Consider the following 16543-nt stretch of genomic DNA (forward strand, 5'->3'; position numbering starts at 1 on the left):
CGGCCCTCTCGCTCAGCTCTCGATGGTGAGCACGGGCTCGGAGACGAGGCCGAAGCCGCGCAGCACCCCGAGCAGCTCGCGGTGGCCGAACGCCTGGCAGCCGGACGCGAAGCCGGCCCGCTTGGCCGGCTGCTGGAGCAGGGAGTACGCCGCGTAGGCCTGCAGCGCGCCCGTCTGCTTGTAGTTCTGGTTGCCGTGGATGACGCAGTGCGCACGCCCGAGCGGGCCGGAGGCGTGGACGGAGTCCATGGACTTGTTGACGCGCGGGTTCTCCCGCGGCGGCATCTCGCTCATCACCTGCGACGCGGTCGCGGTCAGGGCGGCGTACTTCTCGTCCGGCGGCATGTCCTTGGTCGCCTCGACGGCCGCGGCGACGATCTGCGGGACGCCCATCATGAGCGGCTTGTTGAAGACGCCGCCGAGCACCTTGCAGGTGGCGACACGAGGATCGCGCTTGTACCAGACCGGGTGGGAGGTGCCGCCCCACGGCAGCGCCAGCGCGAGCTCGTGCTGGCCGGGGATCGCGAGCTGGTAGAGCCCGGCCTCCGGGTCCCACGGCACGTACTGGTTCTGCTCGAGGTAGTAGGCGCCGGCGAGCGCGGCGTTGACCAGGATCGTCAGGGTCGAGGCGACCGTCGGGCTGCCACCCCAGAAGACGGCGATGTCGAGGGTGTCGAGGCCGGGCTTCTCGAGCGCCACCTCGGCGGCGATCTCGCCGGTCGTGTACATCTGCGCGATGCCGGGCGCGAGCAGCAGCCCCTTGGCGGCGTACGCCGCGCCGTACTGCTCGTCGCAGGTGATCAGCCAGTCCTGCTCGCCGGTGGTGTCGGTGTAGTGGACGCCGGCGGCGAGGGCGGCCTCGACGACCGCCGGGCCGAGCTGGCTGAACGGGCCGACCGTGTTGAGCACGACCGAGGCGCCGTCGAGCAGCTCGGCGAGGCCATCGGGACTGCCGTCGCAGGCGACGACCTCGTAGTCGGCGGTCTCGATGCCGGCGACGTTGGACTCCATCGAGCTCTTGAGCCGGCCCTCGTCGCGGCCGGCCGCGACGAAGGGGACGTGGTACTCGCGGAGGTACTCGCAGATCAGCCGGCCGGTGTAGCCGGAGGCGCCGTAGACGACGACAGGCTTGCTCGAGCTCATGTCACATCCCCATCCCGCCGTCGACCGGGAGGCCGATGCCGTTGACGAAGCGGGCCTGGTCGGAGGCCAGGAAGACGACGGCGTCGGCCATGTCGGCGACCTCGCCGAGCCGTCCGGAGGGCGTCAGCTCGACGACCGCGGCGACGGCCTCCTCGGGCGAGCCGAAGAGGCCGAGCTTCGCCATGTCGACGGCGAGGCCCTGGCCCATCGCGGTGGGCACCAGGCCGGGGTAGACGCAGTTGACGCGCACGCCGTACCCGAGCTTGCCGGCCTCCATCGCCGCGACGCGGGTCATCCGGTCGACGGCGGACTTGGTGGCGGAGTAGATCGGGATGCCGGGGAAGGCGATGGTCGCCGCGACCGACGCGATGTTGATGATGCTGCCGCCGTTGCCCGCGACGCCGTCGGGGCGCATGGCGCGCAGGCCCCACTTCAGGCCGAGGGCGGTGCCGAGGACGTTGACCTCGAGCATCGTGCGGATGTCCTTCGGGTCCACGTCGACGATGAGGCTGCTGATCTCGACGCCCGCGTTGTTGACCAGCACGTCGAGCCCGCCGAAGTCCTGGGTCGCCGCGGTGACCGCGTTCTCCCAGCTCGCCTCGTCGGTCACGTCGTGGTGGACGAAGCCGTGGCCCTCGCCCTCGAGGGCGTCGGCGACCTTCTCGCCGAGGTCGTCCTGGAGGTCGGCGACGACGACGCGCGCGCCGGCCGCCGCGAGCGCGTGGGCCATGCCCTCGCCGAGGCCCTGGGCGCCTCCGGTGACGAGGGCCGTGCGGCCGGTGAGATCGAGAGTCATGGGGTCTCCTCGGGAGGTCCGCGACGGAGCGCGGAGTGGTGGTCGTCACAAACGTAGGCCCGATCCCTTGACGACTGTCAAGACTTTGCTGGACATTCGTCAAGACAAATCCGGACACTCGTCAAGATCGACGACGGAGCGGGGCTCCGGGCGCGTACAGTGACGCCCGACCAGGGGCGAGGGAGGCGATCGGTGGTGCCCACCAAGGAGGCGCGTCGCGCGCCCGCGGACAAGTACGACGAGCGGCGCAACCAGCTCGCGGAGTCGGCGCTGCAGACGCTCGGCGAGCTCGGCTACGCCCGCACGAGCCTGCGCGAGATCGCCAACAACTCCGCGTTCAGCCACGGCGTCGTGCACTACTACTTCTCCGACAAGCTCGAGCTGATCATCTACTGCGTGCGCTACTACAAGGCGCGCTGCGTGACCCGCTACGACGCCGTCGTCGCCGAGTCGACCACGCCCGAGGAGCTGCTCGACGCCTTCGCGGCCAAGCTCGTCGAGACCGTGCAGGAGGAGGCGGCGATGCACCGCCTCTGGTACGACCTCCGCACCCAGAGCATGTTCGAGGAGAAGCTCCGCGAGGCCGTCCTGATGATCGACGCCACGCTCGAGGACATGATCTGGCGGATCGTCACCCGCTACGCCGAGCTGTCCGGCCGGCCGACGTCGATGACTCCCCACGCGGCGTACGGCGTGCTCGACGGGCTCTTCCAGCAGGCGCTCCTCGGCCACCTGACCGGCTCGGCCGACGCCGTGGACGCGATGGCCGCCCAGGTGCACGCGCTGATGCCGCTCATGCTCGCCCCGGCCGTGGACGCGGCCGGGGGCTGACCTTCGGGTACCCTGTGGGCATGCGCAGGACCCTGCTCCTTAGCCAGCCGCACTGATCACCTTCTCAGTGCGGCCACCCCTCACGCCCGAGGGGTTTTTTTGTGCCCCGGGCCAGGACGAGCAGGATCCCGACGAGACGTGGAGAGAGACGACATGACCGAGCACGACGAGACCGCGACGTACGACGTCGCCGCCGTCCAGGACAAGTGGCTGCCCGTCTGGGACGAGCTGCAGCCCTTCCGCGCCGACGACGACTCGCCGCGCGAGAAGAAGTACGCGCTGACGATGTTCCCCTACCCGAGCGGCGACCTGCACATGGGTCACGCCGAGGTGACGGCGCTGCACGACGTGATCGCGCGCTACTGGTGGCAGCGCGGCTACGAGGTCATGAACCCGATGGGCTGGGACTCCTTCGGGCTGCCCGCGGAGAACGCCGCGATCCGCAACGACGAGCACCCGGCGACGTACACCTACGCCAACATCGAGACGCAGTACGAGTCCTTCAAGCGCTACGGCATCTCCTTCGACTGGACCCGCCGGCTGCACACCTCCGACCCGGAGTACTACCGCTGGACCCAGTGGCTGTTCCTGAAGTTCCGCGAGCGCGGGCTGGCCTACCGCAAGAACAGCCCGGTCAACTGGTGCCCCAACGACCAGACCGTGCTGGCCAACGAGCAGGTCGTCGACGGCCACTGCGAGCGCTGTGGCGCGCAGGTGACCAAGCGCGAGCTGACCCAGTGGTACTTCAAGATCACCGAGTACGCCCAGGAGCTGCTGGACGACCTGGACCGGCTGGAGGCCACCTGGCCGACCCGCGTGGTCACCGCCCAGCGCAACTGGATCGGTCGCTCCGAGGGCGCCCACGTCTCGTTCGCGATCTCGGGTCGTGAGGAGCCGGTGACCGTCTACACGACGCGTCCCGACACGATCTTCGGTACGACGTTCATGGTGGTCGCCGTGGACTCCGCGCTGGCCGACGAGCTGGTGACCGACGCGCAGCGCCCGGCGTTCGAGGCCTACCGCGAGGAGATCCGCAAGGAGACCGAGATCGAGCGGCTGTCGACCGACCGCCCGAAGACCGGCGTCGACCTGGGCGTGACCGCGACCAACCCGGTCACCGGTACGCAGATCCCGGTCTGGGCGACCGACTACGTGCTGGCCGACTACGGCACCGGCGCGGTCATGGGTGTGCCCGGCGGCGACCAGCGCGACTGGGAGTTCGCCACGGTCATGGGGCTGGAGATCATCCGCACCACCCAGACCCCGGAGGGCTTCGACGGCGAGGCGTTCCACGGCGAGGGCCCGGCGATCAACTCGCCGGCGCCCGGCGTCGACGCGCCGCTGGACATCAACGGCCTGGGCGTCGCCGAGGCCAAGCGCGCGACCATCGACTTCCTGGAGCAGCAGGGCACCGGCCAGGGCGCGGTCAACTTCCGCCTGCGCGACTGGCTGCTGAGCCGCCAGCGCTACTGGGGCGTCCCGATCCCGGTCATCCACTGCGAGAAGGACGGCGAGGTCGCCGTCCCCTACGACCAGCTGCCGCTGACGCTGCCCGAGCTGCGCGGCGCCGACCTGAAGCCCAAGGGCGTCTCGCCGCTGGCCGCCGCGTCCGAGTGGGTCGACGTGGAGTGCCCGACCTGTGGCGGTCCGGCCAAGCGCGACAGCGACACGATGGACACCTTCGTCGACTCGTCGTGGTACTTCCTGCGCTACTGCTCCCCGTCGTACGACGAGGGCCCGTTCGACGTGGCGAAGGCGAACGCCTGGATGCCCGCCGACATCTACGTCGGCGGCGTCGAGCACGCGGTGCTGCACCTGCTGTACGCGCGCTTCTTCACCAAGGTGCTGGCCGACATGGGGATGCTGGAGACCCGCGAGCCCTTCGCGGCGCAGCTGAACCAGGGCTTCGTCATCAACCGCGGCAAGAAGATGAGCAAGTCGCTGGGCAACGGTGTCAGCCTGGGGGACCAGCTCGCGGAGTTCGGGGTGGACGCCGTACGGCTGACCCTGGTCTTCGCCGGCCCGCCGGAGGACGACATCGACTGGGCCGACGTGTCGCCGGCCGGGTCGCTGCGCTTCCTGCAGCGCGCCTGGCGGCTGTCGGGCGACGTCACCTCGGCGGCCGGCACCCCGGCCGAGGGCGGCGACGTCGCGCTGCGGCGCGTCACCGCGCGGACGGTGCACGACGCGGCCGAGCTGGTCGAGTCCTACCGCTTCAACGTCATGGTCGCCCGCGTCATGGAGCTGGTGAACGCCACCCGCAAGGCCATCGACTCCGGAGCCGGCCCGGCCGACCCCGCCGTACGCGAGGCTGCGGAGGCGGTGGCGATCCTGCTGTCGCTGGTCGCGCCGTACACCGCCGAGGAGATGTGGGAGCGGCTGGGCCACCAGCCCACCGTGGCCCGCGCCGGCTGGCCCGCCGTCGACCCGGCGCTGCTGGTCGAGGAGTCCGTGACCGCCGTCGTGCAGATCCAGGGCAAGGTGAAGGCGCGGCTGGAGGTCGCCCCCGACATCTCGGAGGCCGACCTGGAGCAGCTGGCGCTGGCCGACCCGGGCGTGGTGAAGGCGATCGACGGGCGGCCCGTGCGCAAGGTGATCGTGCGTGCGCCCAAGCTGGTCAACGTCGTCGTCTGACCCGGTCGTCTAACCTTCCCGGCATGCCGGTCGCGATCGTCACCGACTCGACCGCCAGCCTCCCTCCGGAGCTGGCGGCCGAGCGCGGGATCCTGGTCGTGCCGCTCCAGGTGGTGATCGGCGCGACCGTCTACGACGAGGGCGAGGGCGGGGCCACACCCGAGCTGGTCGCGGCCGCGCTCAAGGAGTGGAAGCCGGTCAGCACCTCGCGGCCCGGCCCCCGAGCGTTGCTCGAGGTCTACGAGCGCGCCGTCCGCGACGGGGCCACCGCGATCGTGTCGGTGCACCTCTCCGGCGACATGAGCGGCACCTACGAGTCCGCCCAGCTGGCCGCCCGCGACGCGTCGGTGCCGGTGATCCCCGTGGACACCCGGCAGGTCGGGGTCGCCACCGGGTACGCCGCGCTCGCTGCCGCCGACGTCGTCGCCGCGGGCGGGACCGCCGAGGAGGCCGCCGACGCCGCCCGAGCGCGCGCGGCCGCGTCGTCGTCGCTCTTCTACGTCGACACGCTGGAGTACCTCCGCCGCGGTGGCCGGATCGGCGCCGCCGCGGCCCTGCTCGGCGGCGCGCTCGCGGTCAAGCCGCTGCTGCAGATCGAGGACGGCCGGGTCGCCTCGCTCGAGCGGGTGCGCACCTCCGCGCGGGCCCTGTCGCGGCTCGAGGAGCTGGCCGTGCAGGCCGCCGGCGACGGTCCGGTCGACGTCTGCGTCGCCCATCTCGCCAGCCCCGAGCGGGCGGGCCAGCTCACCGAGAGGCTCGCCCAGCGCCTCGAGGCGAACCTCGACGGGCGCGAGGTCTGGTGCGGGGAGCTCGGCGCGGTCCTGGGCGCGCACGTCGGGCCCGGGATGATCGCCGTCTGCGTCGCGCCGGTGCTCTGACCACGTGTCGTCCACAGGGACGACCGGAACGGCGTTGTCCACAGGCGGGTGCCGGCGCACCGCGGACGGTCCCCGGATCGACCTAGCGTCGCCGACATGCCGAACCGCCGTCCCACCCCGGACCACCAGGAAGCCGTCAGCCGCCGGCTCGCGCTGCTGAGCGCCGAGCTCGCCGGCGAGCGGCGCCCCGTGGCCGAGCCCGCCGACGACTGGACCGCGGGGCACACCCGGATCCGGCCCGCGGCGCCTCCCGAGCCGGTGGAGCTCCCCGTGGTCCCGGTGCCGCCGGTCCCGGTGCCGGGTCGGCACGCGTCGCGGCGCGGGCCCGACGGCGCGCTCGCCTCGCTGCGCGGGCGGGTGGCACTCGGCCCGCCGCAGCTGGCCGTGCTGGCGCTCGGGGTGGCGGTGGCGCTGGCGGTCACCTGCTGGTGGTTGGTGCGTGGCGACCCCGAGCCGGTCGAGGCCCCGGTGCTCGAGCCGGCCGCGGCGACCGACGGCAGCGCGTTGCCCGGGGTCTCCCCGGTCGCGGCGACGACCTCGCCCGACGGCGGGTCGGGTGGGGGCTCGGTGACCGTCGACGTCGAGGGCAAGGTGCGGTCGACGGGCATCGTCGTCCTCGACGAGGGCGCCCGGGTGGTCGACGCCCTGGACGCCGCCGGGGGAGCGCGGCCCGGCGTGGACCTGACCGGGCTCAACCTCGCGCGCGTACTGGTCGACGGCGAGCAGATCGTGGTCGGGGTGACGCCACCGCCCGGGGTCGCGGCGGGCGCGACGCCGTCAGCGGGCGCGACGGCCGGCCCGCTGGTCGACCTCAACACGGCCTCCGAGACCGAGCTCGAGGCGCTCCCGGAGATCGGCCCGGTGACCGCGGCGGCGATCGTCGCCTGGCGCGAGGAGAACGGTGGGTTCAGCTCGGTCGACGACCTCCTCGACGTCGACGGCATCGGCGACGCGACCCTGGCCGAGGTCGCCCCGCTGGTCACGGTGTGAGCGACGGGTGAGGTGGTGGGAGCGCGGCCCGAGAGTCACGACCTGCGGATGCTCCTGGTCGCCGGCGCGGCGTGGGCGGGCGCCGGCGCGAGCCGCTGGCTCGGCTGGTGGTCGGTCCTCGTCCCGGCCGCGGCGCTGGTGCCGGCCTGGCTGGGCCGTCGTGCGGCGCCGAGCGTCGTCCGGACCCTCGCGGGGGCCCTGGTCGTCCTGGCCGCGGTGGCCGCCGTGACCACGGCGCGGCTCGAGCAGGTCGACCACGGCCCGGTCCGCGCGCTGGCCGAGGACCGCGCCGCCGTCCGGCTGGCCGGGACCGTCGTCTCGGACCCGCGCCTGGTCGAGAGTCAGTTCGACGACGTCGTCCTGGTCCGCCTGGAGGTCCGGCAGGTGACCGGGCGCGGGAGCACCACCGGGGTCGCGACGCCGGTGCTCGTCCTCGGTGACGACGGCTGGCTCGCCGTACCGCTCGGCGCGACCGTCACGGCGGCCGGGACGCTCGGCACGGCCGACGACCGCGGGCTGGCGGCCGTGCTCGCCGCCCGTGGCCCGCCGACCGTCGTCGCTGCCCCCGACGCCTGGTGGCGCGGGGCCGCGGCGGTGCGGCAGTCGATCCGCGACGCGGTCGCGCACCGGCCGGCGGCCGAGCGCGCCCTGGTGCCGGCGTTGGTCGACGGGGACGACGCGGGGCTCGACGACGGACTCGCGGCCGACTTCCGGACCACCGGCCTGACCCACCTGCTCGCCGTGTCGGGGACCAACCTGACGCTGGTCGTGGGCTTCCTGCTGCTGCTCGCCCGCTGGTGCGGGGTGCGCGGCCGGGGTCTGCTGGTCGTGGGCGCGCTGGGGATCGTCGGGTTCGTGCTGCTGGCCCGCACCGAGCCGAGCGTGCTCCGCGCCGCCGTGATGGGCGCGGTGGGGCTGGTCGCGATGGGGACCGACGGCCGCCGTCGCGGCGCGCGGGCGCTCGGGGTCGCGGTCGCGGTCCTGCTCCTGGTGGCGCCCGGGCTCGCGGTCGAGATCGGCTTCGCGCTGTCGGTCCTCGCGACGGCCGGCATCGTCCTGCTCGCGCCGGCCTGGCGCGACGCCCTGGGCCGGTGGCTGCCGCGGTCGGTGGCCGAGGCGATCGCCGTGCCGGCCGCCGCCCAGCTCGCCTGCACGCCCCTGGTCGCCGCCATCTCGGGGCAGGTCAGCCTCGTCGCGGTGGTCGCCAACCTGCTGGTCGCGCCGGTGGTCGGGCCGGCCACCGTGCTGGGACTGTCGGGTGGGCTGGTCGGCCTGGTCTGGCCGTGGGCGGGGCGCCTGCTCGGCACGCTGGCCGGGTGGTGCGTCGCCTGGATCGTCGCGGTGGCGACCCGCGGCGCGGACCTGCCGGGCGCGGCCGTGGGGTGGGGGACCGGCGCGGTGGCGCTCGCCGTCCTCACGGTCGTCGTGGCCGCGGTCGCGCTCGGGGGACCGTTCGCGCTCCGCCGCCCCAGCACGGGCATCGCCTGCTGCGCGCTGCTCGTGGTGTCGGTGCTCGTCCGGCTGCCGACGCCCGGGTGGCCGCCAGGCGGGTGGGTGCTGGTCGCCTGCGACGTCGGGCAGGGGGACGCGCTCGTGCTCAACGCCGGCCCGCACGCGGCCGTGGTGGTCGATGCAGGCCCGGACCCGACCCTGGTCGACGCCTGCCTGGACTCGCTCGGGATCGAGAGCGTGCCGCTGCTGGTGCTGACCCACTTCCACGCCGACCACGTGGACGGCATCACCGGTGTCTACGACGGGCGCTCGGTCGGCACGGTCGAGACGACCCGGCTGCTCGACCCGCCCGAGGGGGTCGCGGAGGTCGACGCGGTCGCGGGCGAACCCGTGCCGGCGCCGTACGCCGCGACGCAGCAGGTCGGCCAGGTCACGTTGCAGGCCCTGTGGCCGCTCCCGGACTCGCCGACCGTGGGGCCCGGCGACGGCAGCACCGCCAACGAGGCGAGCGTCGTGCTCCTGGCGCAGGTGCGCGGGGTCCGGATGCTGCTGACCGGTGACGTCGAGCCGGAGGGGCAGGCGGCGCTGGCGGCGGCGTACCCGGGGCTGCGGGTCGACGCGCTGAAGGTGCCGCACCACGGCAGCCGCTACCAGGACATGGACTGGCTGCTGTCCCTCGGCGCCCGGGTGGCGGTCACCTCGGTGGGCGCCGACAACGACTACGGCCACCCGGCAGCCTCCACCCTGGACCCCCTCGCAGCGGCCGGCACCCGGGTGCTGCGCACCGATCTCGACGGCGCCGTCGCGGTGGTCGAGGACGACGGCGGACTGTCGGTGGCCACGCGATAGCGTTTCCCCACGATGGCAGCCTCACCGCGCGCAGCAGACGTCCTCGGCCGAGTCACCCTGGTGACCGGCAAGGAGGAGTTCCTCAACGAGCGCACGGTCTCGGCCGTGCGGGCCGCGGTGCGGGCCTACGACGCCGACGCCGAGCAGTCCGAGACGATGGCCTCCGAGCTGACCCTGGCCAGCCTCGGCGAGCTCTCGGCGCCGTCGCTCTTCTCGAGCATCCGCTGCGTCGTGGTCCGCGGCCTGGAGAACCTCCCCGACGAGTCGGTCGAGGGCCTGCTCGGCTACGCCGCCGCGCCGGCGGAGGAGGTCGCGCTGGTGCTGGTGCACGGCGGCGGGCCCAAGGGCAGCGGCGTGCTCACCAAGCTTCGCAAGCTCGCCCCGGTCACCGAGTCGAAGTCGGGGGAGCTGCGGGCCTCGGAGTTCCCGGGCTTCGTGATGGCCGAGGTGCGCAGCCACGGCGCGACCCTCGACCAGGAGGCCGCCGACCAGCTGGTGCAGGCCGTCGGGCAGGACCTGCGCTCCCTGGCCGCGGCGGCCGACCAGCTCGCCAACGACTTCCCCGGGGGGTCCATCGGGGCCGAGAAGGTCAAGCAGTACTTCGGCGGCCGGGCCGAGGCCAAGTCCTTCGCCGTGGCCGACGCGGCGTTCTGGGGCCGGCGGGCCACCGCGCTCGAGGAGCTCCGCTGGGCACTCGACGGCGGCACCGCGCCGGTGCTGGTGACCTCGGCCTTCGCCGGTGGCGCGCGGGGAGTGGCGCGCTACAAGTCCGCGCCACGTGGGATGCGCGAGGCCGACCTGGCCCGCGAGGTCGGGGTGCCGCCGTGGAAGCTGCGCACCATCCGCGACCAGTCCCGCGGCTGGAGCGACGGGGGCATCGCCCGCGCGATCCGCGCGATCGCCCAGGCCGACGCCGACATCAAGGGCGCCGCCAGTGATGCGTCGTACACCCTCGAGCGACTGGTCCTCACCATCACCGATCTCCGCGACCCGCGCTGATCCGGGGCCGACCGCCCTTGGACATGCCAACGGCCCGCCAGACCGAGGTCTGGCGGGCCGTTGTGACGACCGATCTGGGTGGAATCAGAGAGCGGCGGACTTCTTCGAGATCGAGGACTTCCGGTTCGCGGCCTGGTTCTTGTGGATGACGCCCTTCGAGGCGGCCTTGTCCAGCTTGCGGGCGGCGGTCTGGCCGAGCTTGACGGCCTCGTCCTTGTTGCCGGCCTCGGCGGCCTCGTTGAACTTGCGGACCGCGGTCTTGAGCTCCGACTTCACGGACTTGTTGCGCTCGTGGCGCTTCTCGTTCTGCTTGTTGCGCTTGATCTGGGACTTGATGTTCGCCACTGTGCTGCCTTCGTCGTCGAGGATGATCGGTCGTCGTAAAAGATCGGGTGCGCGCGCAAGGAACGTGCCTCACACGCGACGGACAAGGCTAGCAGCGGCGCTCCGGACCGCCCAAATCGCGCTCAGGACCAGCCGCGTCGCTCCGCCAGCCAGCGCCAGCACACCTCGCCCTGCCACCACTGGGCGTCGCGGATGTACGGCGAGGTCGAGGGTACCGGCTGGGCCGCCGAGCGCAGGAAGTAGCCGGTGACCAGCGCGAGCACCACGTCGATCGACTCGGCGGGCACGTCCCGGGTGACCGGGGAGGCGGCGAGCGCGGCCTCGACGTCGAGCCCGTCGCCGCGCGGTCCGATGAGGAGGAAGAGGGTGTCCAGCCAGGGGGCACCGACGACCGGCCAGTTCCAGTCGCACAGCAGCACCCGGCCGTCCACGGTCAGCAGCAGGTTGTCGTCGCGGATGTCGGTGTGCACGAGGGTCGTGCCGACGGTGACCTCGGCGTACCGCGCTGCCAGCTCGGCCGCCTCGTCGACGTGCTCGGCGAAGCCGGGTACGTCGGGCGGGCTGGTGCGCAGCGCGTCCCAGAAGGCCGGCCAGTCGGCGAACTCGGTCGGGAAGTCGTCGCCGTCCAGCCCCTCCGGCGCCGGCGTGAGTGCCTGCGCCATCCGCTCGGTCATCCCCAGGCAGGCGTCGAGGTCGGCGGCCTGCCACGGTCGGACCGGCTGGCGGGCGTCGACGTGCTCGATGCCGAGGACCACCCACTCCTCGCCGACGTACTGCCACCGCAGCCGGGCCGCGGGCGCGTCGTCCGGGAGGGCGGCGAGCTTGCGGGCCTCCTCGCGGTAGGCCTCGGCGAACATCCGCTGCGCTCGCGTCGAGGCGGCCTTCACGAAGTGCCGGCTGCCGTCCTCGCACACCAGGACCGAGGCGAAGCCCGGCGTGAAGCCGGCGCCCTGCGAGACCGCCTCCACGACCGGCGAGCCGCAGCGGCGCTCGACCAGGTCCCGGACCGGTGGGGGCAGGTGCGGCCACTCCAGGCGGCGCGCCGTACGCCCGTGCGGGATGGATGTCGGGATGCGGACGGCGGGCATGGCGCCCATCATCCAGCACGGCCTTCACTACGCTGCGGCCGTGGCCGAATCGGACGCGGAGCGTGGCTTCGAGCGCTTCATCACCTTCCTGGACGCGATCGTCGCGATCGCGATCACCCTGCTCGTGCTGCCGCTGGTCGAGCTCACCGCGGACGTCGACGAGTACGACTCGGTCAACGCGTTGCTGCGGGAGAACAGGTCCGAGCTGTGGGCCTTCCTGCTCAGCTTCCTGGTCGTCTCACGCTTCTGGTTCGCCCAGCACGACAGCGCCCGGCACGTGGTGCGCTGGGACCGGCACGCCGCGAGCATCCTGATGCTGTGGGCGGTGACCATCGTCTTCCTGCCCTTCCCGACGGCCCTGATGGCCGAGGCCGAGGACAACGCGACCACGAAGATCCTCTACATCGGCACGCTGATCGCGACGATGCTCTTCCTCGCCGTCTTCGAGGGCTACCTGCGCGCCCATCCCGAGCTCACCGACGCCGACCCGGAGCACGACCTCGACCCGGTCGTCGGGGTCGTCAACGTGCTCATGCTGCTCATCGCGCTGGCCATCACCCTGGCGATCCCGGCGACGAGCTACTTCCCGATCCTCCTGCTGCTGGCGGCCGGGCCGATCGCCAACGCCTGGCGGCGGCTGCGCGGAGGCGGCCCGCGGCGTACCCCTGTGGGAGAATGAGCACCGTCCCCCGTACGTGATCCGAGAGACGTCTGTGCCCACGAACTCCAGCGCGCCCCAGCCCGGCCACACCGACCCGGCGATCATCCGCAACTTCTGCATCATCGCCCACATCGACCACGGCAAGTCGACCCTCGCCGACCGGATGCTCCAGCTGACCGGTGTGGTCGACGAGCGCGCGGCGCGCGCGCAGTACCTCGACCGGATGGACATCGAGCGCGAGCGCGGCATCACGATCAAGAGCCAGGCGGTCCGGATGCCGTGGACGGTCCCGGCCGGGAACGAGCAGGACGCCGAGCCGGGCACCTACGTGCTCAACATGATCGACACGCCCGGACACGTCGACTTCACCTACGAGGTGTCCCGCTCGCTCGAGGCCTGCGAGGCCGCGATCCTGCTGGTCGACGCCGCCCAGGGCATCGAGGCCCAGACGCTGGCCAACCTCTACCTCGCGATGGGCGCCGACCTCCACATCATCCCGGTGCTCAACAAGATCGACCTGCCCAGCGCCAACCCCGAGAAGTACGCCGCGGAGCTCGCCGGCCTGGTCGGCTGCGAGCCCGAGGACGTCCTCCGGGTGAGCGCCAAGACCGGTGTCGGCGTCGACGCGCTGCTCAACGAGATCGTCAAGCAGACCCCGGCCCCGGTCGGCGAGGCCGACAAGCCGGCCCGCGCGCTGATCTTCGACTCCGTCTACGACACCTACCGCGGCGTGGTCACCTACGTCCGGGTCGTCGACGGTGAGCTCACCCACCGCGACCGGATCAAGATGATGTCGACCGGTGCGACCCACGAGCTGCTCGAGCTCGGCGTGATCAGCCCCGAGCAGGTCAAGGCCGACAAGATCGGCGTCGGCGAGGTCGGCTACCTCATCACCGGCGTGAAGGACGTCCGCCAGTCCCGCGTCGGTGACACCGTCACCACGCAGCACGGCGGCGCGACCGACGCGCTCGGCGGCTACAAGCACCCCAACCCGATGGTCTACGCCGGTCTCTACCCGATCGACGGCGACCAGTTCGGCGACCTGCGCGAGGCGCTGGAGAAGCTCCAGCTCAACGATGCGGCGCTGACCTACGAGCCGGAGACCTCCGGAGCCCTCGGCTTCGGCTTCCGCTGCGGCTTCCTGGGCCTGCTGCACATGGAGATCACCCGCGACCGGCTCGAGCGGGAGTTCAACCTCGACCTCATCTCGACCGCCCCGAACGTGGTCTACAACGTGGTGATGGAGGACGGGACCGAGGTCGTGGTGACCAACCCGAGCGAGTTCCCCGACGGCAAGATCGACGAGGTCCGCGAGCCCGTCGTACGCGCCACCATCCTCAGCCCGTCCGACTTCATCGGCACGATCATGGAGCTCTGCCAGACCAAGCGCGGCAGCCTCCTCGGCATGGACTACCTCTCCGAGGACCGCGTCGAGATGCGCTACACGCTGCCGATGGGCGAGATCGTCTTCGACTTCTTCGACCAGCTGAAGTCGCGCACCAAGGGCTACGCCTCCCTCGACTACGAGCGCTCGGGCGAGCAGGCCGCGGCCCTGGTCAAGGTCGACGTCCTGCTCCAGGGCGAGCCGGTCGACGCGTTCTCGGCGATCGTGCACAAGGACGCGGCCTACTCCTACGGCGTGATGATGGCCGGCAAGCTCAAGGAGCTCATCCCGAGGCAGCAGTTCGAGGTGCCGATCCAGGCCGCCATCGGCGCCCGCGTGATCGCCCGCGAGAACATCCGCGCGATCCGCAAGGACGTGCTCGCCAAGTGCTACGGCGGCGACATCACCCGCAAGCGCAAGCTGCTCGAGAAGCAGAAGGCCGGAAAGAAGCGGATGAAGAACATCGGCACCGTCGAGGTGCCGCCCGAGGCGTTCGTCGCCGCGCTGTCGACCACCCAGCCCGCGGAGAAGTCCAAGAAGTGACGATCCGTCCGGTCGCGGACGACCAGTGGGAGGTCGTCGCCTGGCTCTGGCAGGCCTTCCGGCAGGACCTCGCGGACGGCGTGGTCAGCGAGAGCTTCCCCTACGCGGACGGGCGCTACAACGCCCGCCAGCTCGCCGACTACCCCGGCCCCGGCCGCGAGGGCTGGATCGCCTGGGCGCCGCACCCGCAGACGGGCGAGGACGCCCCGGTCGCCTTCTCGCTGGTCGGCGGGATCGGTACGCCGGACCAGGCGCTGCGGCAGTTCTTCGTGGTGCCCGCGGCGCGACGCTCGGGCGTGGGTGCCCGGCTGGCCGCCCACGTGCTCGCCCAGCACCCGCCGCCGTGGACGGTCGCCTTCCAGGACGCCAACGGCCCGGCCACCGCCTTCTGGCGGCGCGTCTTCACCGCGGCGTTCGGGGACGCCTGGGTCGAGACCGAGGAGCCCGTCCCCGGCCGGCCCGACGTCCCGGCGGACCACTGGATCCGCACCACGTGACCGAGGCGACGCTCCGCGAGCTGCTCGAGGAGTGGGAGCTGACGCCGGACGGCGCCGCGCGCTCGGGGCGGTGCGCGCGTGTCCTGCCGGTGCGTACGGCGTCGGGACGTCCGGCCGCGCTCAAGGTCAGCACGCCGCACTGGGAGGCGGAGCTCGAGCACCTCGCGCTCCAGCACTGGCGCGGCGACGGGGCGGTCCAGCTGCTGCGGGCGGACCCGCGTCGCTTCGCGCTCCTGCTCGAGCGGCTGCACCCCGACGAGGACCTCTCCGAGCACTGGGACGTCGAGGCCTGCGAGATCGTCGCCGGCTTCTACCAGCGGCTGCACGTCCCCGCCGGCCCGCAGTTCGTGACCCTGTCCTCCTGCGTACGGCGCTGGGTCGGCGAGCTGGGGGAGCTGCCACGTGACGCCGGTGTGCCACGTCGGATGGTCGAGCAGGCGATCTCGATCGGCCGCGACTTCCTCGCGGACGAGGCCACCGACGGCCGGCTGATCCACACCGACCTCCACTACGCCAACGTGCTCGCTGCCGACCGCGAGCCCTGGCTGGTGATCGACCCCAAGCCGTTGAGCGGCGACCCGCACTACGAGGTGGCGCCGCTGCTCTGGAACCGCTGGGACGAGCTCGCCGCCCCGAGTGGGCAGGGTGTACGCCGCGGCGTGCGCGCCCGCTTCCACGCGGCCATCGACGCGGCCGGTCTCGACGAGGAGCGCGCCCGCGACTGGGTGGTGCTCCGGATGGTCGTGAACGCGACGGACGACGGCGGCACCGACGACTGGGTGACCCGGTGCGTCACGGTCGCGAAGTCGGTGCAGGACTGATGGCCACCGTCCTCTCCGTCAACGTCGGCACGCCGCGACCGGTGGTGCTCGGGCGGACCCGCACCTCCTCGATCGAGAAGCACCCGGTCGCCGGGCCGGTCGCCGTCGGCGCGCTCGGGCTCGACGGCGACCGGGTCTCCAACACCAAGCACCACGGCGGCCTCGACAAGGCGGTCTACGCCTTCGCGCGGGAGGACCTGGACCACTGGGAGCGAGAGCTCGGGCGCGAGATCCGGGACGGGCTCTTCGGGGAGAACCTCACGACCCGGGGCATCGACGTCAACGCGGCCGAGATCGGGGAGCGGTGGCGGATCGGCGACGCCGTCCTCGAGGTGAGCAGCGTGCGGACGCCCTGCCGCGTCTTCCAGGCCTGGCTCAAGCAGGACGGGTTCGACACCACCTCGTGGGCGCGGCGGTTCACGGCCGCCGGCCGGCCGGGGCCGTACCTGCGGGTCGTCGAGGAGGGTGTGATCGAGGCCGGTGACACGGTCGAGGTGGTCCACCGACCGGGCCACGGGCTGACGGTCAGCGGGCTGTTCGCTGCGGTCACGGGTGGGGCCGACGGGACGAATCTCACCCTTGCTACCCGTGAGTTGCCTACGTGATCTAGGTTACTTCGCAACCCTGACCGT

15 protein-coding genes are annotated in these 16543 nt (G+C 72.6%); 11 read left to right on the top strand and 4 right to left on the bottom strand.

Annotated features, from left to right (window positions below; translation table 11 throughout):
• Positions 1–12: 12 nt before the first annotated feature.
• Positions 13–1143: a DUF5938 domain-containing protein gene (locus tag K8U61_RS00865; protein ID WP_224121067.1), complete on the bottom strand. Its 1131-nt coding sequence runs from the start codon at positions 1141–1143 to the stop codon at positions 13–15.
• 1 nt (position 1144) lies between these two features.
• A complete protein-coding gene (locus K8U61_RS00870) occupies positions 1145–1939 on the bottom strand; it encodes an SDR family NAD(P)-dependent oxidoreductase (protein ID WP_224121068.1) in 795 nt (264 codons plus the stop codon).
• Between the two features lie 195 nt (positions 1940–2134).
• Between K8U61_RS00870 and K8U61_RS00875 the strand changes: the two genes are divergently transcribed.
• From K8U61_RS00875 to holA, 6 genes are all read left to right on the top strand, one after another.
• Positions 2135–2770 carry a TetR/AcrR family transcriptional regulator gene (locus tag K8U61_RS00875; RefSeq protein WP_224121069.1) on the top strand — a complete coding sequence of 212 codons (636 nt, stop codon included), beginning with the start codon at positions 2135–2137 and terminating at the stop codon, positions 2768–2770.
• 153 nt (positions 2771–2923) lie between these two features.
• Positions 2924–5404, top strand: coding sequence for a leucine--tRNA ligase (gene leuS, locus K8U61_RS00880; RefSeq protein WP_224121070.1), 2481 nt, complete (start codon positions 2924–2926; stop codon positions 5402–5404).
• Positions 5405–5427: 23 nt separating this feature from the next.
• Positions 5428–6282 carry a DegV family protein gene (locus K8U61_RS00885; protein WP_224121071.1) on the top strand — a complete coding sequence of 285 codons (855 nt, stop codon included), beginning with the start codon at positions 5428–5430 and terminating at the stop codon, positions 6280–6282.
• A 96-nt stretch (positions 6283–6378) separates the two neighbouring features.
• Positions 6379–7272: a helix-hairpin-helix domain-containing protein gene (locus K8U61_RS00890; protein ID WP_224121072.1), complete on the top strand. Its 894-nt coding sequence runs from the start codon at positions 6379–6381 to the stop codon at positions 7270–7272.
• A 15-nt stretch (positions 7273–7287) separates the two neighbouring features.
• Complete coding sequence (locus K8U61_RS00895; protein ID WP_224121073.1) at positions 7288–9573, top strand: ComEC/Rec2 family competence protein; 2286 nt, start codon at positions 7288–7290, stop codon at positions 9571–9573.
• 12 nt (positions 9574–9585) lie between these two features.
• The gene (gene holA / locus K8U61_RS00900; protein ID WP_224121074.1) at positions 9586–10572 is read left to right on the top strand and encodes a DNA polymerase III subunit delta; all 987 of its coding nucleotides are present in this window, start codon (positions 9586–9588) and stop codon (positions 10570–10572) included.
• 84 nt (positions 10573–10656) lie between these two features.
• On the opposite strand, the gene rpsT is transcribed toward holA, so the two are convergent.
• Positions 10657–10917: a 30S ribosomal protein S20 gene (gene rpsT, locus K8U61_RS00905; protein ID WP_224121075.1), complete on the bottom strand. Its 261-nt coding sequence runs from the start codon at positions 10915–10917 to the stop codon at positions 10657–10659.
• Positions 10918–11039: 122 nt separating this feature from the next.
• The gene (locus tag K8U61_RS00910) at positions 11040–12005 is read right to left on the bottom strand and encodes a phosphotransferase family protein (protein WP_224121076.1); all 966 of its coding nucleotides are present in this window, start codon (positions 12003–12005) and stop codon (positions 11040–11042) included.
• A 40-nt stretch (positions 12006–12045) separates the two neighbouring features.
• Here K8U61_RS00910 and K8U61_RS00915 point away from each other — a divergent pair, with 40 nt between their 5' ends.
• Genes K8U61_RS00915 through K8U61_RS00935 form a run of 5 tightly spaced genes read left to right on the top strand, consistent with a single transcriptional unit; the run spans position 12046 to position 16516 of the window.
• Positions 12046–12684, top strand: coding sequence for a TMEM175 family protein (locus tag K8U61_RS00915; protein ID WP_224121077.1), 639 nt, complete (start codon positions 12046–12048; stop codon positions 12682–12684).
• Between the two features lie 34 nt (positions 12685–12718).
• Complete coding sequence (lepA, locus tag K8U61_RS00920; protein ID WP_224121078.1) at positions 12719–14593, top strand: translation elongation factor 4; 1875 nt, start codon at positions 12719–12721, stop codon at positions 14591–14593.
• A complete protein-coding gene (locus K8U61_RS00925; RefSeq protein ID WP_224121079.1) occupies positions 14590–15090 on the top strand; it encodes a hypothetical protein in 501 nt (166 codons plus the stop codon). Before lepA ends, K8U61_RS00925 begins: the two co-directional genes overlap by 4 nt.
• Positions 15087–15911, top strand: coding sequence for an aminoglycoside phosphotransferase family protein (locus K8U61_RS00930; protein WP_224121080.1), 825 nt, complete (start codon positions 15087–15089; stop codon positions 15909–15911). Before K8U61_RS00925 ends, K8U61_RS00930 begins: the two co-directional genes overlap by 4 nt.
• Positions 15911–16516 (top strand): MOSC domain-containing protein, encoded by a 606-nt coding sequence (locus K8U61_RS00935; RefSeq protein ID WP_224121081.1) that lies wholly within the window; start codon positions 15911–15913, stop codon positions 16514–16516. The genes K8U61_RS00930 and K8U61_RS00935 overlap by 1 nt, the downstream gene beginning before the upstream one ends.
• Positions 16517–16543: the final 27 nt, after the last annotated feature.

This window comes from Nocardioides mangrovi, from assembly GCF_020073815.1.
GTDB classification, from domain to species: Bacteria; Actinomycetota; Actinomycetes; order Propionibacteriales; family Nocardioidaceae; genus Nocardioides; species Nocardioides mangrovi.

What these genes read in the sequence shown, in the direction of transcription:
- K8U61_RS00865 (WP_224121067.1), bottom strand. Translation starts at nt 1,143, where the DNA reads ATGAGCTCGAGCAAGCCTGTCGTCGTCTACGGCGCCTCCGGCTACACC.
- K8U61_RS00870 (WP_224121068.1), bottom strand. Translation starts at nt 1,939, where the DNA reads ATGACTCTCGATCTCACCGGCCGCACGGCCCTCGTCACCGGAGGCGCC.
- leuS (WP_224121070.1), top strand. Translation starts at nt 2,924, where the DNA reads ATGACCGAGCACGACGAGACCGCGACGTACGACGTCGCCGCCGTCCAG.
- K8U61_RS00885 (WP_224121071.1), top strand. Translation starts at nt 5,428, where the DNA reads ATGCCGGTCGCGATCGTCACCGACTCGACCGCCAGCCTCCCTCCGGAG.
- K8U61_RS00890 (WP_224121072.1), top strand. Translation starts at nt 6,379, where the DNA reads ATGCCGAACCGCCGTCCCACCCCGGACCACCAGGAAGCCGTCAGCCGC.
- holA (WP_224121074.1), top strand. Translation starts at nt 9,586, where the DNA reads ATGGCAGCCTCACCGCGCGCAGCAGACGTCCTCGGCCGAGTCACCCTG.
- K8U61_RS00910 (WP_224121076.1), bottom strand. Translation starts at nt 12,005, where the DNA reads ATGCCCGCCGTCCGCATCCCGACATCCATCCCGCACGGGCGTACGGCG.
- K8U61_RS00935 (WP_224121081.1), top strand. Translation starts at nt 15,911, where the DNA reads ATGGCCACCGTCCTCTCCGTCAACGTCGGCACGCCGCGACCGGTGGTG.